Here is a 24,226-nt window from a genome sequence, read left to right as displayed (position 1 = left end):
GGCGAGGCGCTCGGCCTCCCGGCGGGCGCGACGCTCCCCCACCGGCACGACCGGGGCCAGCGGGGCGCTCAGGTCGGCGGGGGCGGCGGCGTCGGCCTCGAGCCAGCCGGACACGGCGGGCAGCTGCTCGGTCGGCTGCGGGGTGGTGGGCAGCACCTCGGTGAGGTGCGTGCGCATCCCGGCGGGACGGCGGGCCGACGTCGGGCCGGTCGAGGCCGCGAGCCGCTCGGCGGCGGCGCGCCGTGCCGCCGCCTGACGGCGGGGCGAGGTCTCGAGGGTGCCGGTGGACCGCGCCGGCGACGGGTCGCCGGTCTCGCGGGAGCGCCGCAGGGCAGTGCCCTGCGCCCGGTGCGAACCCACGAACGACCTCCGCGCGTGACTCGACGACAGGACACCCAGCTGGCAGCCCGGCGGGCGCGCCACCGGACGGGACCTCGTCGCACCGGCCGCAGCCTGGCTCCGTGGCGGGGAGGGGGCCCACGCGGAGGGAGTGGCGTCAGTGGAGCACCGCAGTTGCGGGTGAGGTCACGAGATAGTAACGGCACCTCGGGGGCGGAACGCAAATCCCCCTCGACCGCCGCGTGCCGGGCGGTCGGCGGACACCCTACGGGGTGCGCACCCGCAGCCGGCTGGTGCCGTCCCGGATCTCGCCGACGAGCTCCTCGATGATGTCCTCGAGGAACACCACGCCGAGCGCGCCGCCCGGCGCCACGCCCTCCTGCGGCTCGGCGCCGTCGTGGGCCACCACCGCGAGGTGCGAGCCGGTGCGCTGCATCTGCGCGAGCACGTCCTCGACCTCGGCGTCCGCGGGCACGGTGACCAGCCGGCGGGCGCGCTCGTCGAGCCGGCGCGGGTCGTCGCGCAGCACGTCCTTGAGGTGGAGGTAGCCGAGCAGCGAGCCGTCGTCGGCGGTGACCGCGTAGCGGCTGAACCCGGTCTGCGACACCAGCCGCTCGACGTCCTCGGGCGACCCGCTGCCGGGCACCGTGACCAGGTCGGCGACCGGCACCATCACGTCGCGGGCGACCAGGTCGCTGAACTCGAGCGCGCCGGCCAGCAGGCCGCCGTCCTGGAGCAGGCCCTCGCGGCGCGACTCGTCGACGATCGACTGCACCTGCTCGACGGTGTAGGTCGAGGCCACCTCGTCCTTGGGCTCGACCCGGCCGAGCCGCAGCGCGGCGTTGGCGACGGCGTTCAGCGCCACGATGAGCGGCTTCACCGCGCGGGCCGTCCAGACGAGCGGGGTGGCGAGCAGCAGCGCCGAGCGCTCGGGGGCCGCGATCGCGATGTTCTTCGGCACCATCTCGCCGATGACGACGTGCAGGTAGACCACCACGGCCAGCGCGAGGGCGAAGGCGATCGGGTGCAGCAGCGCCTCGGGCACCCCGACCGCCTCGAACGGCACCTCGAGCAGGTGGGCCAGGGCGGGCTCGGCCACGGCACCCAGGCCGAGCGAGCAGACGGTGATGCCCAGCTGGCAGCAGGCCAGCATGAGCGAGACGTTCTCCATCGCCAGCAGCGCCGTGCGCGCGGGACGGCTGCCCTCCGCAGCGCGCGGCTCGATCTGCGAGCGGCGCGCCGACATGACCGCGAACTCGGCCCCGACGAAGAACGCGTTCAGCAGCAGCAGCGCGACGCCCAGCAGCAGCGCGGACCCGGTGCTCATCGTCCTGCCACCCCCAGCACGGAGTCGCGGGCGCCGCCCGCACCGGCGACCGGCACGTAGCGCAGCCGCTCGACCCGGCGACCCGAGAGCCGCTCCACCCGCAGCACGCCGTCGGCGACGACGACCTCGTCGCCCAGCCGGGCGAGGCGCCCGAGCCGGGCGAGCACGAAGCCGGCGACCGTCTCGTACGCGGCGTCGTCGGGGACCTGCAGGCCCAGCAGCTCGCGCACCTGGTCGGGCCGCAGCTGCCCCGGGAGCCCGTACGAGCCGTCGCGCTGGCGGATGACGCGGGGGCGGTCGCGGTCGTGCTCGTCGGCGACCTCCCCCACCAGCTCCTCGACGACGTCCTCGAGCGTGACCAGGCCGGCGGTGCCGCCGTACTCGTCGGTGACGACGGCGAGCTGCATGCCCTGGCTGCGCAGGTCGACGAGCAGCGGGTCGAGCCGCACCGTCTCGGGGACGAACACCGGGTCGGCCGGCGCCAGCGCCCCGACGGGCACGTCGGCCCGGCGCTCGCGCGGGACGGCCACGGCCTTCTTCACGTGGACGACGCCGACCACGTCGTCGAGGGAGCCGTCGACGACGAGGAACCGGGAGTGCCCCGTCTCGGCCGCGAGCGCGATGACGTCGGCGGCGGACGCCTCGACCGGCAGGCAGCGCACCCGCACGCGGGGCGTCATGACGTCGGCGGCGGTGTGCTCGGAGAACCCGAGGGAGCGGGTGAGCAGCGTCGCCGTGCCCTCGTCGAGGGTGCCCGCCTCGGCCGACCGCTTCACCAGGAACGCCAGCTCGGTCGGCGAGCGACCGCTCGCCAGCTCCTCGCGCGGCTCGATGCCCGCGCTGCGCAGGATCCTGTTGGCGCTGCCGTTCAGCACGGCGATGAGCGGACGGGTCACCCAGGTGAACGCCCGCTGCAGCGGCACCGCCCACCGCGCGGTGGCCATCGGCACCGAGATCGCGAGGTTCTTCGGCACCAGCTCGCCCGCCAGCATCGACACCACGGTGGCGACGAACATGCCGAGCCCGACGGCGAGCGGCCCGACGACGCCCTCGGGGACGCCGGCGGTCGTGAGCGGGCCCTCGAGCAGCCGCGACAGCGACGGCTCGACCAGGTAGCCGACGAGCAGCGTGGTGAGGGTGATGCCGACCTGCGCGCCGGACAGCTGGGTCGACAGCGTGCGCAGCCCCGCCAGCACGGACGCGGCCGACCGGCTCCCGGACGCGGCCTCGCGCTCGACGTCGGGCCGGTCGAGGGTGATCAGGGAGAACTCGGCCGCGACGAACACCCCCGTGCCCAGGGTCAGCACGACCCCCAGGCCCAGCAGCAGCCACTCGGTCAGCACCGCCTCAGCCTACGGCTCGCTGACGCTCGCGCCCCCTCACCAACCAGATGGCAGGGGGCGGCCCTCCTCGTAGCCCGCGGCGCTCTGGACGCCGACGACGGCGCGCTCGTGCAGCTCGGCGAGGGTGCGGGCGCCGGCGTAGGTGCAGGCGCTGCGCACGCCCGAGGTGACGTGGTCGAGCAGGTCCTCGACGCCGGGCCGCTTCGGGTCGAGCATCATCCGCGAGGACGAGATGCCCTCCTCGAACAGGCCCTTGCGGGCCCGCTCGAAGGCGTCGTCACGGCTCGTGCGGGCCGCGACGGCGCGGGCCGACGCCATGCCGAAGCTCTCCTTGTACTGGCGGCCGCGCTCGTCGGTCATCAGGTCGCCGGGGCTCTCCCAGGTGCCCGCGAACCACGAGCCCACCATCACCTGGCTGGCGCCGGCGGCGAGCGCGAGGGCGACGTCGCGCGGGTGGCGCACACCGCCGTCCGCCCAGACGTGCTTGCCGAGATCGGCTGCGGCGGAGGCGCACTCGAGCACGGCGGAGAACTGCGGCCGTCCGACGGCGGTCATCATGCGGGTGGTGCACATCGCGCCCGGACCGACGCCGACCTTGACGACGTCGGCGCCTGCGCCGACGAGGTCGCGCACGCCGTCGGCGGTGACGACGTTGCCGGCGACGACCGGCACCGCGGGGTCGAGCCCGCGCACCGCGGCGAGGGCGGCCAGCATCTTCTCCTGGTGCCCGTGGGCGGTGTCGACGACGAGCACGTCGGCGCCGGCCTCCAGCGCACCGGCCGCGTTCGCGGCGACGTCGCCGTTGATGCCGACCGCCACGCCGACGCGCAGCCGCCCGCGGTCGTCGAGCGCCGGTGCGTACAGGGTGGAGCGCAGCGCACCCGTGCGGGTGAGGACGCCGACGAGGCGGCCGTCGCGCAGCACCGGCGCCATCGGGCGGCGGGCGGCGTGCAGCGTGTCGAAGGCGCGGTGCAGGCCGCCGTCGGTCTCGACGTCGTCGGCGTCGAGCGTCAGCGGCTCGCGCGACATCACCTGGTGCAGCTGGGTGAAGCGGTCGACCCCGGCGCAGTCGGACGCGGTGACGACGCCGAGCGCCGACCCGTCGCGGTCGACCACGACGACGCCGCCGTGGGCGCGCTTGGGGATGAGGTGCAGGGCGTCGGTGACGGTGTCGGACGGGCCGAGGGTCAGCGCGGTCTCGAAGACCGGGTGCCGCTCCTTCACCCACGACACGACCTCGCGGACGACCTCGAGCGGCAGGTCCTGCGGCAGCACGGCGATCGCGCCGCGGCGGGCGGCGGTCTCGGCCATCCGGCGGCCGCTCACCGCGGTCATGTTGGCCACGACCACGGGCACGGTGGTGCCGGTGCCGTCGGTGGTGGCGAGGTCGACGTCCATGCGGGACGTGACGTCCGAGCGCGAGGGCGTCAGGAAGACGTCGGAGTAGGTGAGGTCGTGCCCGGGGTCGCCGTGGAGGAATCGCACGTGCGCCGAGTCTACGCGGCGGGAGACCTACCCTGGGCCGCATGACGACGACGCCCGCCGTGACGGTGCTGGTGGTGGAGGACGAGCCGGCCATCGCCCAGGCCGTGGTCACCCGGTTGCGCAGCGAGGGGTGGGAGACCGCCGTCGTGCACGACGGCGTGGCCGCCGTGGGGCTGGCCGAGCAGCTGCGCCCCGACCTGGTGGTCCTGGACGTGATGCTCCCGGGCCTGGACGGGCTCGAGGTGTGCCGTCGCATCCAGGCGCAGCGCCCCGTCCCCGTGCTCATGCTGACCGCCCGCGACGATGAGACCGACATGCTCGTCGGCCTGGGCGTCGGCGCCGACGACTACATGACCAAGCCGTTCTCGATGCGCGAGCTGGTGGCGCGCATCAAGGCGCTGCTGCGGCGGGTCGAGCGCGCCGACTCGCTGCAGGCCCGCGAGGTGGCGGGCGACGCGGTGCTGCGGCTGGGCGACCTCGAGGTCGACAGCGCCGAGCGCCGGGTGCGGCGCAGGGGCGAGCTCGTGCACCTCACCCCCACCGAGTTCGACCTGCTGCTGTGCCTGGCCGCCGAGCCGCGGGTGGTGCTGACCCGCGAGAAGCTCCTGGCCGAGGTCTGGGACTGGGTCGACGCCTCGGGCACCCGCACCGTCGACTCCCACGTCAAGGCGCTGCGCCGCAAGCTCGGCGCCGACCTGATCCGCACGGTGCACGGCGTCGGGTACGCCCTCGAGCCCGTCGGGGAGCCGTCGGCGTGACGGCCGACGGGCGGGCCGACGACCTCGCGGCCACGCCGGGGCCCGTGCGGCACCGGGCCCTGCCCGACCTGCGACCGCTCGACCCGGTGCGGTCGATCAAGGCGAAGCTGGCGCTGCTCGTGGCGGCCACCGTCACCGTGGCCGCGCTGCTCGTGTGGTTCGGGCTGAACAACCAGATCCGCACCCTGTACACGCTCCCCACCGCGATCGTGCTGTCCCTCGTGGTGACCCAGCTGCTCGCGCGCGGGATGACCTCGCCGCTGCGCGAGATGACCGCCGCCGCGAGGGCGATGGCCAAGGGCGACTACAGCCGGCGGGTGCACGCGACGTCGCACGACGAGGTGGGCGAGCTCGCGGTCGCGTTCAACCGGATGGCCGACGACCTCGCCTCGGTCGACCGGCAGCGCCGCGACCTGGTGGCCAACGTGAGCCACGAGCTGCGGACGCCCGTGACCGCCCTGCGGGCCACCCTCGAGAACCTCGTCGACGGCGTCACCGAGCCCGACCCCGCCACGCTGACCACCGCGCTGGCCCAGACCGAGCGGCTCGGCACGCTCGTCGCCCAGCTGCTCGACCTGTCGCGGCTCGAGGCGGGCGTCGTCCCCCTCGACCTGGTCGACGTCGAGGTGCGCTCGTTCCTCGACGAGGCCGTCGCCGCCGCGCGGCTCGTCGACGACGCCGTCGACCGCGACGTGCTGTGGGAGGTGCAGGTCGAGCCGCCGGACCTGCGGGTCGACGCCGACCCGGCCCGGCTGCACCAGGTCGTCGCCAACCTGCTCGACAACGCCGCCCGGCACAGCCCGCCGGGTGGGCGCGTCCGGGTGGTGGCCGTCGACACCGGGCACGAGGTGGTCGTCGAGGTGCAGGACGAGGGCCCCGGTATCGCACCCGAGGACCGCGAGCGCGTGTTCGAGCGCTTCCACCGCGCCGGGGCCGCCCAGTCCGCCTCCGGCGGAACGGGTCTGGGGCTGGCGATCGCCCGCTGGGCCGTCGACCTGCACGGCGGCAGCATCGTGGTGGCCGACACGGGGGTCGGCGCCACGATCCGGATCGCGCTCCCGGCGCACCGCCCTCCGCGGCCGGGGTCCGCCGCCCGGCTGATCCGCCGCGCCCGCCCTGGGGTGGACGACGGCGCCTGACCCCCTGCGGTTGGATGGTCGCGGCGCCCGGCACTCGGGTGCCGTCACCGACAGGGGGTCGAGCAGCGATGAGCGCCACGACGACGCACGAGGGCCGGCGGATCGAGGTGAGGGGTCTCACCAAGCACTTCGGGACGGTCGCCGCCGTGCGCGACCTGACGTTCACCGTCGAACCGGGGCGCATCACCGGGTTCCTCGGTCCGAACGGCGCCGGCAAGACCACCACGCTGCGGATGCTGCTGTCGCTGGTGGCCCCGACGGCGGGCACCGCCACCATCGGCGGCGCGCGCTACGTCGACATCCCCCAGCCGCAGCGGGTGGTCGGGGCGGCGCTCGAGGCGAGCAGCTTCCACCCGGGCCGCAACGCCCGCAACCACCTGCGGGTGCTGGGCCGCACCTGCGGTGCCCCCGCGTCCCGCGCGGACGAGCTGCTCGACCTGGTGGGCCTGTCGGCTGCCGCCAAGCGCCGTGTCGGCGGGTTCTCGATGGGCATGCGGCAGCGCCTCGGCCTGGCCGGCGCGCTGGTGGGCGACCCCTCGGTGCTCATCCTGGACGAGCCGGCGAACGGCCTCGACCCCGAGGGCATCCGCTGGCTGCGCGGCTTCCTGCGCGCGCTCGCCGCCGAGGGCCGCACCATCCTGGTGTCGAGCCACATGCTGTCCGAGGTGCAGCAGACCGTCGACGACGTCGTGATCATCAGCCAGGGGCAGGCGGTCAAGCAGTCGACCCTCGCCGAGCTCGAGGCCGAGGCCCGTGCGGGTGTGCTCGTCCGGGTCGCGAACCCGGACGGCCTGGCCCGCCTGGCCCACGACGGCGCCTGGGACGCCGACCCGCACCCGGACGGCTCCCTGCTCGTGCACGGCCTGTCCGCGCCCGAGGTGGGGTCGCGGCTGTTCGCCGCCCAGCTGGAGGTGCACGAGCTCAAGGCCGTCGGCTCCGACCTGGAGTCGATGTTCTTCCAGCTGGTCTCGCCCGAGTACGTGGGTCGCACGACCGCCGACGGGCCGCTCGCGCCCGCCGCGCCGGTCGACCAGGCGGCCACCACCGATCCGTCGCTGCAGAAGGGGGTCGCGCCGTGAGCACCGTCTCGGCCGAGATGCTGAAGCTGAGCACCACCAAGGCGTGGTGGGGCATGCTCATCGGGCTCGCCGCCTGGGCCACGCTGTGGTCGCTGCCCAACGCGTTCACCGCCGGTCTCGAGTTCGCCCCGGGCGCCACCGCGCCGGCCCCCGCCGACGACGACGCGATCGCGCGGTCGTTCTACACGATCGGCCTGGGCTCGTTCGGGTACGTCTTCGCCCTGGTGCTCGGCGTGCTGGTCATCAGCAGCGAGTACCGGCACAAGACCATCACCACGACGATCCTCGGCACGCCGCACCGGCCCCGCATCGTGCTGGCGAAGTGGGTGGTCACCGCCGCCTACGCGCTGCTCTACGGCGTGGTCGGCCTCGGTCTCGGCGTCGCCGTCACCGCGCTGATCCTGTCGCTGCGGGGCATCGACCTGAACCTCGGCGCCGACGGGCTGGTGCGCGCCCTCGCGCTGGCCCTGGTGGCCTTCGTGCTGTGGGGGCTCATCGGGGTCGGGGTCGGCACCCTGGTCGGCAACCAGATCGTGGCGATCCTGGTCGGCATCGGCTTCATCGTCGCCGAGACCATCGCCTCGGTCGCGCTGTCCTTCGTGTCCTGGGGTCCGGACCTGGTGAAGTGGCTGCCCAGCTCGGCCACCAGCGCGATGCTGCAGCCCACCACCGACACCGGCCCGGGCGGGCCGGAGATCCAGGTGCTCACCTGGTGGGTGGGACTCCTGGTGCTGCTGGGCTACGCCCTGGTCACCGCGGGCGTCGGCGCCCTGCTGCAGCTGCGCCGCGACGTCACCTGAGCCCGGGCGCGGTGGCCGTGCGGGCGAGCTCCTCCCGCACCTGCGCGGCCACCGCGGGTGGGCAGTGCGCCCAGAACGTCGTCAGCACGCGCTCGCGCGCAGCGGGGTCGGCGTCCGGTCCCCTCAGCCGGAAGGTGTCGGCGGTCACCGTGGCGCGCGGGAGCACGGCAGCCAGCTCGCGGTCGTCGACCGCGACCGGGTCGACGCCGGCGAGGCGCCCGAACCGGATCGCCATCTCGTGCTGCTCGCGGTACCCGGCGTACAGCTGCTGCTCGACGCACCGGGTGAGCGCGGCGCGCAGCTCCTCGTGCGAGGGCGCGGGCAGCACCCCGCTCCAGGTGTAGGCGATCCAGCGCGCCTGCTGCTCGAGCGGCACCGCGTACGGGCCGAGCTGGGCCCACAGCCCGACGAAGGCCAGGCCGTCGAGGTCGGGGTGGAAGGTGAAGTCGGCCAGGTCGAGCGAGGTGCGGGTGAGCCGGACGGCCGACGCGATCGCCGGATCGAGGAACGGCAGGTGCAGGTCGAAACCGGTCGCGGGGACGATCGTGTCGACCTCCACCGTCGACCCGTCGGTGAACCGGACGGTGCCGCCGTCGACCGCGCTCACCCACGGGTGCACGCTGATCCGGTCCTCGGCCACGAGATTGAGGTAGTGGGGGCTGCCGGTGACCCCGGCCTGCGCGATGTCCGGGTGCGGCGCCGGAGCCCCGTACCGGGTGGGGTCGCCGCCCAGGGTGAGGATGCGCTCGGCGGTGGCCGCGAGCAGCTCGGCCGACGAGGACGACTCGAGCGCCAGGGCGCCTTCGCGGGTGAACACGTACGACTCGATCGGGGTGCCCGCCACCATCTTGGGCATCACGTACCGCTGCCGCCGCTGCGCGAGATGCACCTCGGCGGCGCCGCCCAGCGCCAGGTCGCTGGCGACCTCGAGCGCGGAGATGCTGCCCCCGCACACCAGCACCCGCCGTCCGCGGTGCTCCTCGGGGCCGGCGTAGGTGAAGGCGTGCCGGACCCCGCCGACGCCGGTGAAGGCCTCGAGCCCCGGGACAGGTGGCACCTCGGGGCGGTTGTACCGACCGCTCGCCACCACGACGCGCGGAGCCCGCACGACGTGCTGCTCGCCGGCCTCGACCCACACGACGTCGTACCCGCCGACCTCGGCCCGGCCGACCCGCACGACCTCGGCACCGAACCGGATGCGCCGGCGCAGGTCGAACTCGTCGGCGTACCGCTCGAGGAGCCCGAGCACCTCCCCGTTGCGGGGGAACATCCGCACGCCGTCGTCGTAGTGCGTGTCCGAGAACCGGGTGAGGAAACACGCTGTGTTCGTGCGCATCTGGGGCCACACGCCGCTGCGCGGATTGGTCGCGTCCCACTGCCCGCCGAGGGACGAGTGGCCCTCGAGCACCACCACCTCGTGCCCGTGGGCGGTGAGCCACCGCGCGGACGCCAACCCGCCCATGCCGGCCCCCACCACCACGACGTCCACCGACTGCACCGTCCGCACCGCGTCCTCCGCCTCGTCCTTCACGCCGCCCGCAGGAGCACCGCGCGTCCCTGCCCTCCCCCGCCGCACATCGTCGCGACCCCGAGCTCCTCGCCGCGCCGGCGCAGCTCGTGCGCCAGCGTCAGCACCAGCCGGAACCCGCTGGCCCCCAACGGGTGCCCGAGCGCGATCGCTCCGCCGTTGACGTTGACCCGGTCCAGGTCGACACCGAGGCGTCGTTGCGAGGCGAGCACCACGCCGGCGAACGCCTCGTTCACCTCCCAGAGCGCGACGTCGCCCACCGCCAGCCCGTGCGCGGCCAGCAGCCGCTCGGCGGCCTCGGCCGGACGCAGGTGCAGGCTCGAGTCGGGGCCGGCCACCACCGCGCTCCCCACCACCTCCGCCAGCACCGGCCGGCCCTCGGCGTCGGCCAGCTCGCGGGTGGTCAGCACGCCTGCGGCACCGGCGTCGGACATCTGCGAGGCGTTGGCGGCGGTGATCGTGCCGTCGTCGGTGAAGGCGGGTGCGAGGCGCGCGACCCGCTCGGACGTGCTGTCGCGGCGGATGCCCTCGTCGACCCCGTCGCGGGTCTCGTCCGGCACCAGCTCGTCGGCCAGCCGGCGCGCGTCGGTGGCGGCGGCCGCCCGGCGGTGGCTCTCGACGGCGTAGGCGTCCTGGTCGGCCCGCGAGACCGCGAGGTCGCGGTTGGCGCGGTCGCTCAGCGCGCCCATCCCGACGTCCTCCAGGCTGCACCACAGGCCGTCGCGCACGAGCAGGTCGACCGGCTCGCGCGGGGCCGTGCTCATCGAGTCGAAGCCGCCGACCAGCACCGTCCTCGCCTCGCCTTCGCGCAGCAGCAGGGCGCCGTGCGCGACCGCGGTGAGGCTCGCCAGGCACACGTCGTTCAGGGTCGTCCCGGGGACGGTGCGCGCCACCCCGCCGAGCTGGGCCGCCCGTCGGGCCGGGTTCTGCCCGTTGCCCGCCTGCACCACGTTGGCCAGCAGCACGTGGTCGACCGCGGGGTCGCCGGTCCGCTGCAGGGCACCCCGCACGGCGCGGCCCCCGAGCTCGGTGGCCGGCACGCCCGCCCAGCGGCCGCCGAGGCGCCCGACGGTCGTGCGGGCACCGCCCAGGAGCACGACGGACGCGCTCACCCCGGCACCGCTCACCCCAGGGCCATCGTGTAGCAGACCGCCGTGCCCTCGAGCGCGACCACGCCGTCGTCGCGCACGACCCGGGTGGCGAGCGTCGTGATCGGCTTGTCGTCGCGCACCGCGGTGACCTCGACCTCGCCGGTGATGGTGTCGCCCGGGCGCACCGGGGCGGTGAAGCGCCAGGCGACCTCGAGGAAGACGGTGCCCGGCCCGGGCAGCTCCTCGGCCACCACGGCGTTGAGGATCGCGCTGGTGACCCCGCCCTGCACGACGATCTCGCCGAAGCGCGAGCGCCCTGCCGCCTCGGCGTCGTAGTGCAGCGGGTTGCGGTCGCCGGAGATGTCGGTGAAGAGCCCGATGTCGTGCTCGGTGACGGTGCGGGACAGGCGGGCGGTGTCGCCCACCTGCGGCTGGCGGATCGTCCAGGCGCTCATGCGGTCTCCTCGGTCGGGATGGTGCGGACGGGTCTGACGGGACGGGACGGGTCGGGCAGCCGAAGCATCGCGACCGCGCCGGCGAGCGGGCCCACTGCGAGCAGCCCCACCGCCACGGGCCAGCCGAGCCCGGCCTCCACGACCGGCACGAGCTGGATGCTGACGACGGTGAGCAGGAAGCCGAGCGCGGTCTGCAGGGTGAGCGCGGTGCCCACGTGGTCGCGGGGCACCACCGAGCCGAGACAGGCCGAGAACAGGGCGGAGTCGGCGATGACCGACGGTCCCCAGACCGCGAGCAGCACGACGGTGACCCACGGCGGCGCGCCGAAGGCGAGCGCGGCGACGACGCAGCAGGTGCCGCTGACCACCATGGCGCCCGCGGCGGTGCGGGCCCGGCCGACCCGGTCGCCGAGACGGCCCGCCCCCACGCACCCGGCCAGCCCCAGCACGCCGAGCGCGACGAAGCAGAGCACGCCCACCTGCGCGCCCGTGGGGTCCTCGCCGGCGGCGCGAAGGCTCGCCGCGACGTACAGCGGCAACCAGACCCAGACGGCGTACAGCTCCCACATGTGGCCGAGGTAGCCGAGCACCGCGAGCCGCGACTCGCGCACGCGCAGCACCTGCACCGCGGCGCGCGGGTCGAGCGCGGTGGCGGCCGAGACCAGCGGGCCGACCCGCACGCCACGCAGGACGAGGGCGGCGAGGACGGCCAGACCCGCTGCCACGAGCAGCGCCTCGCGCCAGGCGTCGCCCAGCAGCCCCGACACCAGCAGCGGCAGCGTGCTGCCGACGGTGAGCGCACCGACGAGCACGCCGACGGCCAGCCCGCGGCCGCGGTCGAACCAGCTGATCGCCAGCTTCATCCCCACCGGGTACACCGTCGCCAGCGCGATCCCGGTGAGCAGCCGCAGCACGACCGCCCCGCCGAAACCGGTGGGCAGCAGCGCGAGAGCCGCCGTGGTCGCCGCGGCCGCGCACGCGCCGGCCGCCATGAGCAGCGGTGGGTGCACCCGGTCCGGCAGGTTGGTGGCGGCCGCGGCGAGCGCGCCGACGACGAACCCCACCTGCACCGCCGAGATCAGCAGCGTGGAGCCGACGGCGCCCACCGAGTACTGCTCGCGCAGCGCGGGGGCGACCGCGGTGGCGGCGAACCAGGTGGCCATCGCCAGCACCTGCGCGGTCGCCACCAGCCGCAGCTGGCGGTGCGCGAGCGAGCCGTCGGCGGTCGCGGCGACGGTGCTCACGGGACCTCCGTGGGCGCGGCGACGAGGACGTGGTGGCCGTCCTCCTCGCGCCCACCGACCTGCACGCGGCGGCCCAGCGACAGGTCGCCGAGGTCGCCCGACCAGGCGGTGACCAGCCGCGGTCCCTCGTCGAGCTCGACGACGACGACCGCGTACGGGACGGCGTCGACCCAGCCCGGGTGGCCGGCGCGGTGCACGACCGTCCAGGTCCAGACCGACCCGTCACCGGCGGACGGGACCCACTGCGGCTCCGGCGCCCAGCACGCGGTGCACAGCGGCCGCGGGTGGTGCTGCACGTGGCCGCAGCGCGCGCAGCGCTGCAGCAGCAGCCGACCCTCGGCCAGCGCCGCCCAGAACGGCTCCGTCACCGGGTTCGGCGGCGGGCCGGGACGCGGGACCCGGGTCACGGCGCGGCCTCCAGCACCAGCGCGACCTCCTCGCCGGCGGTCGCGCCGTTGCCCGTGACCAGGGCGAGGCGCGGGTCGGCCATCTGCCGCTCACCGGCCGTGCCGCGCAGCTGGTGCACCGCCTCGACCAGGTGCGACATGCCGCCGGACAGGTCGGCCTGCCCGCACGCCAGCTGCCCGCCGTGGGGGTTCAGCGAGACCTCGCCACGGTGCGACAGGTCTCGGTCGGCGATCCAGTCCGCGGCCGTGCCGGGAGCGCACAGACCGGCGTCCTCGAGCGTCAGCAGCACCAGGATGCTGTAGCAGTCGTAGAGCGCGAGCACGTCGATCTCGTCCGGGCGCACGCTCGCCATGGCGCAGGCGGCACCGATCGCCTCGCGCAACGGGGTCGAGGTGAGGGTGCGGGCTCCCGAGACCGCGCGGTGCGTCACCCGCTCGCCGGCGCCACGCAGCAGCACCGGCCGCCGCGGGAACCGCCCGGCCCCCGCCGTCGAGGTGACCACCACCGCCGTGCCACCGGCGACGGGCATGACGATGTCGAGCAGGTGCAGGGGCTCGGCGACGAGCGGCGAGGCGAGCACGTCGTCGACGGTCAGCTCGCGCCCACGGAACACCGCGTGCGGGTTGAGGTGCGCGTTGGCGCGCTCGACCACCGGCACGAGCGCGAGGTCCTCGGGTCGGCGGCCGAACTCGTGCAGGTAGCGCTGCGCGATCAGCGCGTAGGAGGTGTTGGCCCCGCTCGCCCCGTGCGGCACGTCGAACTCGCGGATCGGGTTGCGGTTGGGCGAGCGCGGCGCCGGGACGGCGCTGTCGCGGGCTGCGGCCAGCACGCACAGCACCGTGGTGCACAGGCCGGCGCCGATCGCGGCGGCGGCTCGCCACACCATGCCGGGGCCCGACGCCCCGCCGAGGTCGACGACGTCGGCGAACGACACCTGCAGCCCGAGGTACTCGGCCACCGTGACGGCCACGTGCTGCGGGGTCTCACCCACCTGCACGCCCACCAGCAGGCCGTCGACCTGCCCGGGCTCGAGGCCGGCGTCGTCGAGCGCGAGCCGGGCCGCCTCGGCCAGCAGGTCGAGGTGGGTGCGCCCGGGCGCCTCCCGCCGGTTCGGCAGCTCGGCGACGGCCACCACGGCCGCCTGCCCCCGCAGGCTCATCGCGGACTCCGCAGGGCGTCGAGGGCCGACGGGTTCGCCAGGCTCGCGTCGGAGCCGGAGGTGTCGTGGCCGAGGTGCACCTGCAGAACCAGCCGCCGCAGGATCTTGCCGCTGCGGGTGCGCGGCAGGTCGTCGACGACGTGCACCGCCGCCGGGCGGAGCGGCCGGCCCAGGGCGTCCTGCACGCGCGCGGTCACCGCCGCGCGGACGGCCTCGGCGTCGGCGCCGACGCCGGTGCGCGCGAACACCACCAGCGCCGAGCCCTTGACCGGGTCGGGGACGCCGACGGCGGCCGACTCCAGCACGCCGTCGACGCCGTTCACGACGTCCTCGACCTCGGCCGGGCCGAGCCGCTTGCCGGCCACCTTGAGCGTGTCGTCGCTGCGGCCGTGGACGAACCAGTGCCCTCCCTCGGCCTGCTCGGCCCAGTCGCCGTGCGCCCACACGCCCGGCCACCGGCTCCAGTAGGTGCGCTCGTAGCGTCCGGGCTCGCCCCAGAACCCCAGCGGCATGCCGGGCGAGGGGGCCAGCAGCGCGAGCTCACCGACGCCGCGGGCGACCGGGTCGCCGGCGTCGTCGAGCACCGCCGCCGCCATCCCCGGCACCGGGCCGGCGAAGGCGCACGGGACGACCGGCTCGGTCACGGTGTTGCTGAGGATCGCGCCGCTGACCTCGGTGCCGCCCGAGTAGTTGACGACCGGCAGGTCCCCCCGCCCGACCCGCAGGTGCAGCCACGCGTAGGCGTCGGAGGTCCAGGGCTCGCCGCTGGAGGCGAGCACCCGCAGCGACGGCGGACGCACCGCCGGGACGGCGTCCTGCGCCATCAGGGTGCGCACCAGCGTCGGCGAGACGCCGAGCACGCTGATGCCGAGCCGCTCGACCGACTCCCAGAGCCTGGTCGTTGCCGGCCAGTCCGGTGCGCCGTCGACCAGCGCGACCGCGGCGCCGGCGACCAGGCCGCCGAGCAGCGTGATCGGGTGCATGACCCAGCCCGGGTCGGTGACCCACGCCACCACGTCGCCCGGACCCGCGTCGAACAGCATCGCGACGTCGGTTCCCGACTTGAGGGCGAACCCCGCGTGGCCGAGCACCACGCCCTTGGGTCGGCCCGTCGTGCCCGAGGTGTACGCCACCATCAGCGCGTGGTCGGTCGGGCACGCGGCCGGCGGGGCGACCCGTGCCGAGCCCGCCGGACGCACTGCCTCCCAACGGATCTCGCCACGCAACGGCGCGACGTCGCCGTCCGCTCCCGCCACCGGGACGGTGACGCACAGCGTGACCTCCGGCGCGGCGTCGAGGACGGCCCCGGTGGACGCGCGCAGGTCGAGCACCCGCCCACGGCGGCGCACGCCGTCGGCCACCACGAGCGCGGTCGCACCCGCCAGCCGCAGCCGGTCGGCGACCGCCTCGGCCCCGAAGCCGGAGAAGACCGGGACGGCGACCGCCCCGAGCCAGGCGAGCGCGAGCTGGGCCACCGCGGCCTCGCGGCACATCGGCAGCTGGACGCCGACCCGGTCGCCCGGACGCACCCCGTGAAGGCCCAGACCCGCTGCCACGGAACCGACCTCGTCGACGAGCTCGCGGTAGGTCGAGCTGCCGGTCCGGCCGTCCTCGTCCTCCCAGAGCAGGGCCACCTCCTCGCCGCGACCCTGGTCGACCCAGCGCAGGAGCGCGCTGTCGACGACGTTCGCGGAGCCGCCGGGGAACCACCGCACCGCCGGGCCGAGCGCGGGGTCGTCGACGACGGACGTGGGCTCCTGCTGCCAGCGCAGGCCGATCCACGTCGCGAGCAGGCCCCAGAAGGCCGCGGGGTCACGGCGGGCGATCGCGTCCAACCCGGCCCGGTCCGCGACGCCGGCCCTGCGGCACAGGTCCAGCAGGCGCGACCGCTCCCGGTGGTGGTCCTGCGGGTACCAGGTCGGCACGACCGGGTCGGCGCTCACCGCGCTCGCCCCAGCCGGTCGAGCTCGTCGACCAGCGACCGCGCCAGCGCGGGGTCGTTGACGTGCAGGTCGGACTCGACCAGCCGCACGCCGGGGTGCAGTCCCTCGACGAGGGCGGTACGGAACGCCTCGTCGGCCTCGGGCCACCAGAACGGGCCGTCGGGGCGGTCGAGCTCGGAGAACCCGCCCATCGGCAGCACCACGGTCGTGGTGGCGGGCGCGGTGGACGCCCGATCGGCGACGAGGCGTCCCAGCTCGCGGTTCTCGTCGACGTCGGTGCGCATAAGCGTGACGTGGGGGTTGTGGGCGTGGAACCGTCTGTCCCGCAGCCGCTCCGGCACTGTGTCCGGAGGGCCGAAGTTGGCGGTGTCGAGGGCGCCCGGCACCACGACCTGCGGCAACCCCGCCCGGGCGGCCGCGGTGAGGCGGCTCTCACCGGCCGACAGGGTCCCGCCGGCGACCAGGTCGGCCAGCTCGGTGGTGGTCACGTCGAGCACGGCGCCGAACCGGCCCTGCTCGACCAGCCGCTCCATCGTCGCGCCACCGGTGCCGTTGGCGTGGAAGGCGACCGCCTGCGACCCGCGCGCAGCCAGCAGGTGCCGCACCGCCGACACGCACGGCGTGGTGATGCCGAACATGGTGACGGCCACCAGGTGCGTGGCGTCGTCGGCAGGGGTGGCGCGCGCCGTCGCGCTCTCGCGTGCGGCGCCCGCCGTGGCCGCCGCCGCACGGCGCAGCACGTCGGCGAGCAGCCCGTTGGCGCCCTCCACGTCGACGACGGGGTGGAACAGCAGCGCGTCGAGGCCCTGCAGGTACGGACGGGTGTCGCCCGCGACGACGGTGGAGACCAGCACCTTCGTCGCCCCGAACGGCAGCGCCGGGGCGGCTGCGGCGAACACGGTGCCGGCACCCGACCCGCCGCACAGCACGACGGCGTCGACGGGCCCGTCGTCCTGCAGCGCGAGCAGCACCCGGCGCACGCCCTCGGCCATCGTCGCGACCGCCTCGCCGCGCCCGGACGCGTGCGCCGCGGCCACCGTGGTGCCCGCCGCTGCCGCCACGTCCTCGGCGGAGGTCTCGCAGCCGACGTCGTGCGCGGTGGTCGCGAAGTCGACCCGGTGCACGGCGCACCCGTGCCGCACCAGCTCGGCGCGCAGCAGCGCGAGGGGCTCGGCCTTGGTGTCGTGCGCGCCGACCAGCACGACGCGTGGTCCGGCCGTCCCGGGGCCCGCCGACGTCGTCATCCGACCGGGCCGAGGTCCTGCGCCTTGAACTGCGCGACCACCTCGCGGATGGGCTCCTCGACGGGCAGCCGCTCGATGCTCGAGGCGCCGACGAAGCCGACGGTGGTCGTGCGGGCGAGCACGTAGGCGGCGTCGTCCGGCGTGGCGATGGGTCCGCCGTGGCTGACCACCAGCACGTCCTCGCGCACCTTCCGCGCGGCCTGCGCGATCTCCTCGATGAGGACGACGCAGTCGTCGAGGGTCTTGGTGTAGGACGTGCCGGCGCCGATCGAGCCACCCAGCGTGAGGCCCATGTGCGCGACCACGACGTCGGCGCCCGCCTCGGCCATCCAGGTGGCCTCCTCGGGCGTGAAGACGTACGCCATCGTGAACATGCCCTGGCTCGCGGCCTCGCGGATCATCTCGACCTCGCGGTCGTAGCCGAAGCCGGTCGCCTCCAGGCTCTCCCGCCAGCGGCCGTCGATGATGCCGTGGCTCGGGAAGTTGATGACGCCGGCGAAGCCGGCCCGCTGCAGCGTCTCGAGCAGCCGCGCCATCACGCGGGTCGGGTCGGTGCCGTTGACGCCGGCGACGACGGGCGTGTCCTGCACCACCGGCAGCACCTCGCGCTCGCCCATCTCCAGCACGATGGCGTTGGCGTCGCCGATCGCGAGCAGCCCGGCGTTGGATCCGTGACCGCCCATGCGGTAGCGGCCCGAGTTGTAGATCAGGATGAGGTCGGCGCCGCCGCGCTCGGCGAACTTGGCCGAGATCCCGGTCCCGGCACCGGCTCCCAGCACCGGGCGCCCCGCGGCGACCTCCGCCCGCAGCCGCTCCAGCACCGCTTCCCTGGTGAACACTGCACTCCCCTGCGACATGGTTCGCTCCTCCTGCACCCGTGCGGCTCAGTACTGCGGGACCTGCACCGGGGCGCCCCCGGCCAGTGCGGACTCGTGGGCGCAGATGCCCGGGGCCGTCCAGGCGGCGGAGCGCCGCGCGTCGACCCAGGGCTGGCGGCCCGTGGCGGCCGCGCGCACGAACGCGTCGACCAGGTAGGGGTGGGCCCCGCCGTGCTCGGCGCGACGCACCTCCTCGCTCCCGTCCGCAGCGGGCGGCATCGCCACGTCGCGCAGGAACGGGACGAGCTCGGGGGTGAGGTCGCCCGGGTGGTCGTCGGGCTCGACGAGCTCCACGGTCGACCGGCGGCCGCGCAGGCCGGTGCTCGGCATGTCGGGTGCGAGCGGCTGCAGGTCGTAGACCCGCAGCGGGTCGCCGTCCTCCAGCGGCCACTCCACCCCGCCGTGCTGGCCGTAGACGTCGAAGCCCTCGACGTAGGTGCGCGCGGTCTGGAAGAACGACAGCTGGACGACCCCGGCGACGTCGCTGCCCCCGAGCCGGAAGACGCCGACCTCGGCGGGGAACGGGTTGTCGTACTCCCCCAGGCGCTCGGGGGTCAGACGACCGGTGCCGAGCGCCGTGACGGTCTCGACCTGCGACCCGGTGAGCGCGAGCAGCGGCGCGAGGGCGTGCGTGGCGTACTTCATCGGCGGGTAGCCCTGCCAGTAGCCCGGGTAGCCGTCGAGGTTCTGCAGGTGGAAGCCGCGGAACATCGTGAGGTCGCCGAGACGTCCCTGGTCGTGCAGCCGCTGCACCAGGCGGTACTCGCGGCCGTACACCGCGGTCTCCATCATCGTGTAGACGGTGCCGGCGGCCTCCTGGGCGCGCACGACCCGCTCCACGTCGGCCAGCTCGGTGGCCATCGGCACCGCGCACGCGACGTGCCGGCCGGCCTCGAGGGCGGCGACCGCGTAGTCGGCGTGGAACCGCACGGGCGCGAGCACGTGCACGGCCCGCCACCGCTCGTCCGCGAGCATCTCGTGGAAGTCGGTGTAGCGGTGCGCGATCGAGTGCCGCTCGGCCACGGCGTCGAGCCGCTCGCGCGAGGTCTCGACGACGGCGATCTCGCCCACCAGCGGGTGCGCCCGGTAGACCGGCAGGAAGTCCTCGCCGAACCCGAGACCGACGACAGCGACGTCGACCTTCTCCTGCGGGCCGCTCACCGGACCTCCACCTGCTCCTGCGTCCCGCGCAGGAAGGTGACGCCGCCGCTGGCGAAGTTCGGCACGTCGGCCGAGGCCGCCTGCCCCGCTTCGGACGCGAGCACGGCGTCCATCGCCTCGGCCGACTCGGCATACAGCTCGACCACCAGGTGCAGCGGCGGCGCGACGTCGCCGGACTGGCTGTCGACCCAGGTCAGGGTCCACCCGGTCAGGCCCTCCATCCGGCGCGCGATGGGCAGGTGCACGTCGCGGTAGTAGGCGTCGAACGCCTCGGGGTCGGCGGGGCGGCCGTACAGGATCGTCATGCGGTGCACGTCGGTCTCCTCGGGGTCGTGGACGTCATTTCACCGCTCCGACCGACAGGCCCTCGACGAGCCGGCGCTTGGCCAGCAGGAAGACGAGCAGGAGCGGTAGCGAGGTGAGCAGGGCGAGCGTCATCAGCCGGTTCCAGCTGACCGAGTACAGCGAGGTCTGCTGGGCGAGCAGGCCGCTGACGGGTAGCTCCCGGGGGTCGGTGAGCAGCGTGGTGGCGTAGATGAACTCGCCCCAGGCGATGATGAAGACGATGGCGCCCACCGTGGCGATGCCGTTCACCATCAGGGGCACCACGATGCCGACGAACGTGCGCAGCCCCGAGGCGCCGTCGATCTGGGCCGCCTCGAAGACCTCGTCGGGGATGGCGAGCACGAACGGCCGCAGCAGCAGCAGCCCGAACGGCACCAGCAGTGCGACGTCGGCGAGGACCAGGCCCGTCAGGCTGCCGACGAGCCGCCAGTCGGCGAGGATCCCGTACAGCGGGATCACCGCCATCGGCTGCGGCACCATCTGCAGCACCAGGAAGAACCCGAGCAGCACGGCGCTGGTGGTGGCCCACCGGCTCGTGACGCGGCGCGCCAGCGCGTACGCCGCCGGCACGGCGACCACCAGCACCAGCACGGTGGTGAGCAGCGCGATCTTCAGCGACGTCAGCACCGACGTGCTCGCGACGTCGATGACGTCGGAGAAGGCGTCGAGGGTGGGCATGAACACCAGCGCGTTGGGACGCGAGAGCACGTCGCGGTCGGACTTGAAGGCGGTGAGCGCGATCCACACCAGCGGGAGCAGGTAGATGAGACCGAGGACACTGACGAAGACCCGCGAGCCCCAGCGCATCTGGCCACCGGGTGCGTTCACGACCCCTCCTCCTTGCGGACGCCGCGCACGTACGGGATCGCCAGCAGGGCCACGGCGGCCATCGACAGCATCGCGATCGCGCCGCCGATGCCGAACGAGTACGTCTTGAACGCCTCCTGGTAGGCCAGGTAGGGCAGCGTCGTGGTCACGGTGCCCGGCCCGCCGCTCGTCATCACGTAGACGAAGTCGAAGCTGCGGAAGGCGTAGAGGACCACCAGGATCACCAGCACCATCAGCGTGGGCCGCAGCAGCGGGAGGACGATGCGGAACGCGAGCCGCACCGGCCCGGCGCCGTCGAGCGCGGCTGCCTCGAAGACCTCGATGGGGATGGACATCAGCCCGCCCCGCAGCACGAGGATCGCGAACGGCAGGCTCGCCCACGCGGCCACCGAGCTCACCGACCACAGGGCGAGGTCGGGGTCGCTCAGCCAGTCGACCGGGCCGAGACCGACCAGACCGAGCAGCGAGTTCACGGCGCCGTCCCCGGCCAGGATGAACTTCCACACGCTTCCGCTCACCAGCGGCGGCAGCGCCCACACCAGCACCATCAGCGACAGCACCGCGGAGGCCAGCCGGCCCTTGCGCGAGAGCGCCATCGCGGCCACGTACCCGACCAGCAGGTCGACCACGAGCACCACCAGGGTGAAGACGGCGGTGGCCCGCACGGCCTGCCAGAACCCGGGGTCGGCGAGCACCTCGCGGACGTTCTCGAGCCCGACGAGCTCCCAGTCGCCGATCAGGGTGGCCGGGCCCACGTCGCTGAGCGCCATCCGCACCATCTGCACGAGCGGGTAGACGCACAGCAGCGCGCTGACCAGCAGTGCCGGCAGCAGGTACGGCGCGACGCGGGGGCGGGCGACGCGGCCCGGGCGGGCCGGGCCCGCGGACGGCGGGGCTGTCGCCGTCCGCGGGGTCCGGTCCGAGGTGGGGGCGGTCAGCAGGATCCCCCGCCTTCCTCCTTGGCGGCCTCCACGTTCTCGAGCGCCTCGGACGTCGCCGTGGCGGCGTCCTTCTCGCCGGAGAGCACGGCGCTGCTGGCCTGGCCCATCGCGGTCTGCATCGCCGCGGTCTGCTCGTTCGCCGGCCAGTCGGCGGTGTCGGCGGCGGCCGCGACGAAGGGCTGCACCAGCTCGTCGGAGGTCAGCGCCTCGTTGTCGGACAGGTCCGAACGGGTCGGGATCTGGCCGGAGTTCTCGAAGTTGATCAGGCTGGCCTCGCTGGACATCCAGGCCTCCTCGACGTACTTCCAGGCCAGGTCGGGGTCCTCGGCGAACGCGCCCACCCCGATGCCCTCGCCGCCGGGGAAGACGTGGCTGCCCTCGGAGCCGGCCGGGAACTGGGTGGTGCCGACGGTGAACCCGGCCGAGGCGGCGTCGCCGAGGTTCCAGTTGCCGTTGATGCCGAAGGCGTAGTCGCCGGTGGTGAAGGCCGACCACGCGTCGGCCTGGTCCCACGTCGCCGTCTCGCGCGGGGTGATGCCGCCCTCCGCCCAGCCCTGGATCCGCTCCATGCCGGTCAGCAGGGCGTCCTCGTCGAGGTTGCAGTAGTCGACGCCCTCGCCCAGCAGCTGCGGCATGAACATCCACGCGCCCTCGACCGTGGGGGCACCCGACTGCGCGAGCGGGGTGTAGGTGCCGTCCGCGGCGACGGCCGCCAGCGCGGCCTCGAACTCCTCCATCGTCTCGGGCGGCTGGATGCCGACGGCGTCGAGGGCGTCCTGGTTGTAGTAGAGGCCGAGCAGGTTCGTGTACGACATGACGTTGTAGACCTTGTCGTCGTACCGGCGCACCGACCCCTCGGAGAACAGGTCCTTGTCGGCGTAGCCGTCCCAGTACTCGGTGATGTCGGCGAAGACGCCGGCCGCCGCGAGCGTCGGGAAGTCGACCACGACGTTGTCGAGGACGATGTCGGGCCCGTCCTGGGTGGTGGCGGTGGCCAGCAGCCGCGAGGGGAGCTGGTCGAACGGGATCTGCACCGTCTCGATCGTCACCCCGGGGTTGGCCTCCTCGAACAGGGCGTTCTGGGCCTCGAGGGCGTCGTTCTGACCGCCCGCCACGTAGTACGTCCACACCGTGAGGGTGCGGTCGCCGCCCTCGGCGGCGTCGGTACCGGCGTCCTCGCCGCCACCGCACGAGGCGAGGAGCAGGCTCCCCACGACTGCAGCGCCGACGACGGCCGACCTGCGACTGGAACGGGACATCTGTGCTCCTCCTGGCCACGCTGCCATTAAGTCGATGATCAACGTAAAGTCGTTGATGACCGATGTCAAGGTCCGCTGCTATCGTCTGCGGCCGAGATAACAGCGTGTGAGGCGTGTCGAGGAGGCGAGCGTGGCGACCACCGCGACGTCCACCGCCGCGCCCGTCGCGGCACCGGCGGGACGGCCCGGACGCGGACGCCCTGCGCCTGCCCGGGTGGTGCGCGCCGGCGAGGTGCTCGATCTGGTCCGTCGCGGCCAGGCCACCACGATCTCCGGGCTGTCGAGCGCGATGGGCATGGCCCGCTCGACCGTCACCGAGCGCGTCGAGGCGCTGGTGTCGCTCGGGATGCTGCGCGAGAGCGACGACCTGGCCGGCGGTCGCGGTCGGCCGGCCACGACCTACGGGTTCGACCCGTCGGCCGGGGTCGTGCTCGGGGCGCAGATCGGCATGAGCGGCATGCGCGTGGCGGTCGGTGACCTCGCCGGCGACATCCTCGCCACCCGCTCGGTCGACGTCGCGATCGGGCGCGGGCCCGAGACGGTGCTGCGGCTGCTGGAGCGCGAGCTCGACCTGGCGATGGCCGAGGTGGGGCGCACCCGCGCCGACGTGATGGGCGTCGGGGTCGGCGTGCCGGGGCGCATCGAGCTCGAGACCGCGTCCGACGTCGGCACCGGCACCTCGCGCCCGTGGCTCGACTACCCGCTCGAGGACCGGCTCGCAGGGGCGTTCGGCGTCCCGGTCGTGCTCGACCGCGGCGTCGCGCTGCTCACGATCGCCGAGCACCGCGCGGTGTACCCCGACGCCGCGGTCGTGCTCGGCGTGAAGGTCGGCACCGTCGTCGAGTGCGGCGTCGTCGTCGGCGGCAGGGTGGTCGGCGGGGGCTCCGGCCTCGCGGGCGAGATCGGGCACACCGCCGTGGCCGGCCACGACGTGCGCTGCGTGTGCGGCAACCAGGGGTGCCTGAACGCGGTGGCCGGCGGCGCCGCCCTGGTGAGCGCGCTCCAGGCGCAGGGGCTCGAGGTCTCCTCCGCCCGCGACGTCGCCGCCCTGGCGTTGCGCGGCGTGGTGCCGGCGGCCCAGGCCGTGCGCGAGTCGGGCCGGCTCGTCGGCGAGGTCGTGGCGGGCGCGGTGAACCTGCTCAACCCCGACGTCGTCGTCGTGTGGGGCTACCTCGCCGACGCGGGCGACCAGCTGTTCGCCGGTCTGCGCGAGAGCCTCTACCGGCTCGGCGTCCCGGCCGCCACCCAGCACGTGCGGGTCGAGCCGGCCACCCTGGGCGACGACGCCGGCATCCGCGGGGCGGTGACGACTGCGGTCGAGGAGGTGCTGCTCCCCCACCGCGTCGACGCCCGCGTCCTGCGCGACCTGGCCTCACGCTGACACCCGCCCGGGGTGACCCGGGTCACCGGCGCACCACCTGGGGACCGGCCCGTCCCGCCTGCTCCGGCGCGCACGAGGGGACTAGGGTTGG

The 24,226-nt window shown here is 74.9% G+C and carries 22 protein-coding genes and 1 pseudogene; 5 read left to right on the top strand and 18 right to left on the bottom strand.

From position 1 onward, the window contains the following. From ACYVKY_RS02190 to ACYVKY_RS02175, 4 genes and pseudogenes are all read right to left on the bottom strand, one after another. Positions 1–360 (bottom strand): annotated as a pseudogene (locus ACYVKY_RS02190) (hypothetical protein); the annotation flags it as partial. A 244-nt stretch (positions 361–604) separates the two neighbouring features. Continuing rightward, positions 605–1,666 (bottom strand): hemolysin family protein, encoded by a 1,062-nt coding sequence (locus tag ACYVKY_RS02185; protein WP_460433348.1) that lies wholly within the window; start codon positions 1,664–1,666, stop codon positions 605–607. Next, a complete protein-coding gene (locus ACYVKY_RS02180; protein WP_460433347.1) occupies positions 1,663–3,009 on the bottom strand; it encodes a hemolysin family protein in 1,347 nt (448 codons plus the stop codon). The genes ACYVKY_RS02185 and ACYVKY_RS02180 overlap by 4 nt, the downstream gene beginning before the upstream one ends. A 36-nt stretch (positions 3,010–3,045) precedes the next feature. After that, positions 3,046–4,494: a GuaB1 family IMP dehydrogenase-related protein gene (locus tag ACYVKY_RS02175; protein ID WP_460433346.1), complete on the bottom strand. Its 1,449-nt coding sequence runs from the start codon at positions 4,492–4,494 to the stop codon at positions 3,046–3,048. A gap of 41 nt (positions 4,495–4,535) precedes the next feature. Here ACYVKY_RS02175 and ACYVKY_RS02170 point away from each other — a divergent pair, with 41 nt between their 5' ends. From ACYVKY_RS02170 to ACYVKY_RS02155, 4 genes are all read left to right on the top strand, one after another. After that, complete coding sequence (locus ACYVKY_RS02170) at positions 4,536–5,252, top strand: response regulator (RefSeq protein WP_460433345.1); 717 nt, start codon at positions 4,536–4,538, stop codon at positions 5,250–5,252. After that, positions 5,249–6,391 carry a sensor histidine kinase gene (locus tag ACYVKY_RS02165; protein ID WP_460433344.1) on the top strand — a complete coding sequence of 381 codons (1,143 nt, stop codon included), beginning with the start codon at positions 5,249–5,251 and terminating at the stop codon, positions 6,389–6,391. The genes ACYVKY_RS02170 and ACYVKY_RS02165 overlap by 4 nt, the downstream gene beginning before the upstream one ends. A gap of 68 nt (positions 6,392–6,459) precedes the next feature. Beyond that, positions 6,460–7,470: an ABC transporter ATP-binding protein gene (locus ACYVKY_RS02160; protein WP_460433343.1), complete on the top strand. Its 1,011-nt coding sequence runs from the start codon at positions 6,460–6,462 to the stop codon at positions 7,468–7,470. Then, complete coding sequence (locus ACYVKY_RS02155; RefSeq protein ID WP_460433342.1) at positions 7,467–8,270, top strand: ABC-2 transporter permease; 804 nt, start codon at positions 7,467–7,469, stop codon at positions 8,268–8,270. The genes ACYVKY_RS02160 and ACYVKY_RS02155 overlap by 4 nt, the downstream gene beginning before the upstream one ends. Here ACYVKY_RS02155 and ACYVKY_RS02150 read toward each other — a convergent pair. The 14 genes from ACYVKY_RS02150 to ACYVKY_RS02085 all read right to left on the bottom strand — a co-directional run bounded on the left by ACYVKY_RS02150 (position 8,263) and on the right by ACYVKY_RS02085 (position 22,709). Continuing rightward, entirely contained in the window at positions 8,263–9,801 is a 1,539-nt protein-coding gene (locus tag ACYVKY_RS02150) for a flavin-containing monooxygenase (RefSeq protein ID WP_460433341.1), read from the bottom strand. The two genes, ACYVKY_RS02155 and ACYVKY_RS02150, sit on opposite strands and share 8 nt — an antisense overlap. Continuing rightward, on the bottom strand, positions 9,798–10,910 hold the full coding sequence (locus ACYVKY_RS02145; protein WP_460433340.1) for an acetyl-CoA C-acyltransferase: 1,113 nt from the start codon (positions 10,908–10,910) through the stop codon (positions 9,798–9,800). The genes ACYVKY_RS02150 and ACYVKY_RS02145 overlap by 4 nt, the downstream gene beginning before the upstream one ends. Positions 10,911–10,921: 11 nt before the next feature. Beyond that, positions 10,922–11,344, bottom strand: coding sequence for a MaoC family dehydratase (locus ACYVKY_RS02140; protein ID WP_460433339.1), 423 nt, complete (start codon positions 11,342–11,344; stop codon positions 10,922–10,924). Then, complete coding sequence (locus tag ACYVKY_RS02135; protein WP_460433338.1) at positions 11,341–12,588, bottom strand: MFS transporter; 1,248 nt, start codon at positions 12,586–12,588, stop codon at positions 11,341–11,343. The genes ACYVKY_RS02140 and ACYVKY_RS02135 overlap by 4 nt, the downstream gene beginning before the upstream one ends. Beyond that, positions 12,585–12,995, bottom strand: coding sequence for a Zn-ribbon domain-containing OB-fold protein (locus tag ACYVKY_RS02130; protein ID WP_460433337.1), 411 nt, complete (start codon positions 12,993–12,995; stop codon positions 12,585–12,587). Before ACYVKY_RS02130 ends, ACYVKY_RS02135 begins: the two co-directional genes overlap by 4 nt. After that, positions 12,992–14,155, bottom strand: a complete 1,164-nt coding sequence (locus ACYVKY_RS02125) for a thiolase family protein (protein WP_460433336.1) — start codon at positions 14,153–14,155, stop codon at positions 12,992–12,994. The genes ACYVKY_RS02130 and ACYVKY_RS02125 overlap by 4 nt, the downstream gene beginning before the upstream one ends. Further along, entirely contained in the window at positions 14,152–16,098 is a 1,947-nt protein-coding gene (locus ACYVKY_RS02120; RefSeq protein WP_460433335.1) for an acyl-CoA synthetase family protein, read from the bottom strand. The genes ACYVKY_RS02125 and ACYVKY_RS02120 overlap by 4 nt, the downstream gene beginning before the upstream one ends. Continuing rightward, positions 16,095–17,342 (bottom strand): Tm-1-like ATP-binding domain-containing protein, encoded by a 1,248-nt coding sequence (locus tag ACYVKY_RS02115; protein ID WP_460433334.1) that lies wholly within the window; start codon positions 17,340–17,342, stop codon positions 16,095–16,097. The genes ACYVKY_RS02120 and ACYVKY_RS02115 overlap by 4 nt, the downstream gene beginning before the upstream one ends. Then, entirely contained in the window at positions 17,339–18,199 is an 861-nt protein-coding gene (locus ACYVKY_RS02110; protein ID WP_460433333.1) for a phosphoenolpyruvate hydrolase family protein, read from the bottom strand. The genes ACYVKY_RS02115 and ACYVKY_RS02110 overlap by 4 nt, the downstream gene beginning before the upstream one ends. A 27-nt stretch (positions 18,200–18,226) precedes the next feature. Then, on the bottom strand, positions 18,227–19,381 hold the full coding sequence (locus ACYVKY_RS02105; RefSeq protein ID WP_460433332.1) for a Gfo/Idh/MocA family protein: 1,155 nt from the start codon (positions 19,379–19,381) through the stop codon (positions 18,227–18,229). Then, entirely contained in the window at positions 19,378–19,686 is a 309-nt protein-coding gene (locus ACYVKY_RS02100) for an EthD family reductase (RefSeq protein WP_460433355.1), read from the bottom strand. Before ACYVKY_RS02100 ends, ACYVKY_RS02105 begins: the two co-directional genes overlap by 4 nt. A 34-nt stretch (positions 19,687–19,720) precedes the next feature. After that, positions 19,721–20,554 carry a carbohydrate ABC transporter permease gene (locus ACYVKY_RS02095; RefSeq protein WP_460433331.1) on the bottom strand — a complete coding sequence of 278 codons (834 nt, stop codon included), beginning with the start codon at positions 20,552–20,554 and terminating at the stop codon, positions 19,721–19,723. Further along, complete coding sequence (locus ACYVKY_RS02090; protein WP_460433330.1) at positions 20,551–21,324, bottom strand: carbohydrate ABC transporter permease; 774 nt, start codon at positions 21,322–21,324, stop codon at positions 20,551–20,553. Before ACYVKY_RS02090 ends, ACYVKY_RS02095 begins: the two co-directional genes overlap by 4 nt. A 164-nt stretch (positions 21,325–21,488) precedes the next feature. After that, on the bottom strand, positions 21,489–22,709 hold the full coding sequence (locus tag ACYVKY_RS02085) for a sugar ABC transporter substrate-binding protein (protein WP_460433329.1): 1,221 nt from the start codon (positions 22,707–22,709) through the stop codon (positions 21,489–21,491). Between the two features lie 175 nt (positions 22,710–22,884). On the opposite strand from ACYVKY_RS02085, the gene ACYVKY_RS02080 reads away from it, so the two are divergent. After that, positions 22,885–24,135: an ROK family protein gene (locus ACYVKY_RS02080; RefSeq protein WP_460433328.1), complete on the top strand. Its 1,251-nt coding sequence runs from the start codon at positions 22,885–22,887 to the stop codon at positions 24,133–24,135. Positions 24,136–24,226 lie beyond the last annotated feature (91 nt).

This window comes from Angustibacter speluncae, from assembly GCF_054777815.1.
This window is presented reverse-complemented; position numbering and strand designations above follow the sequence as displayed.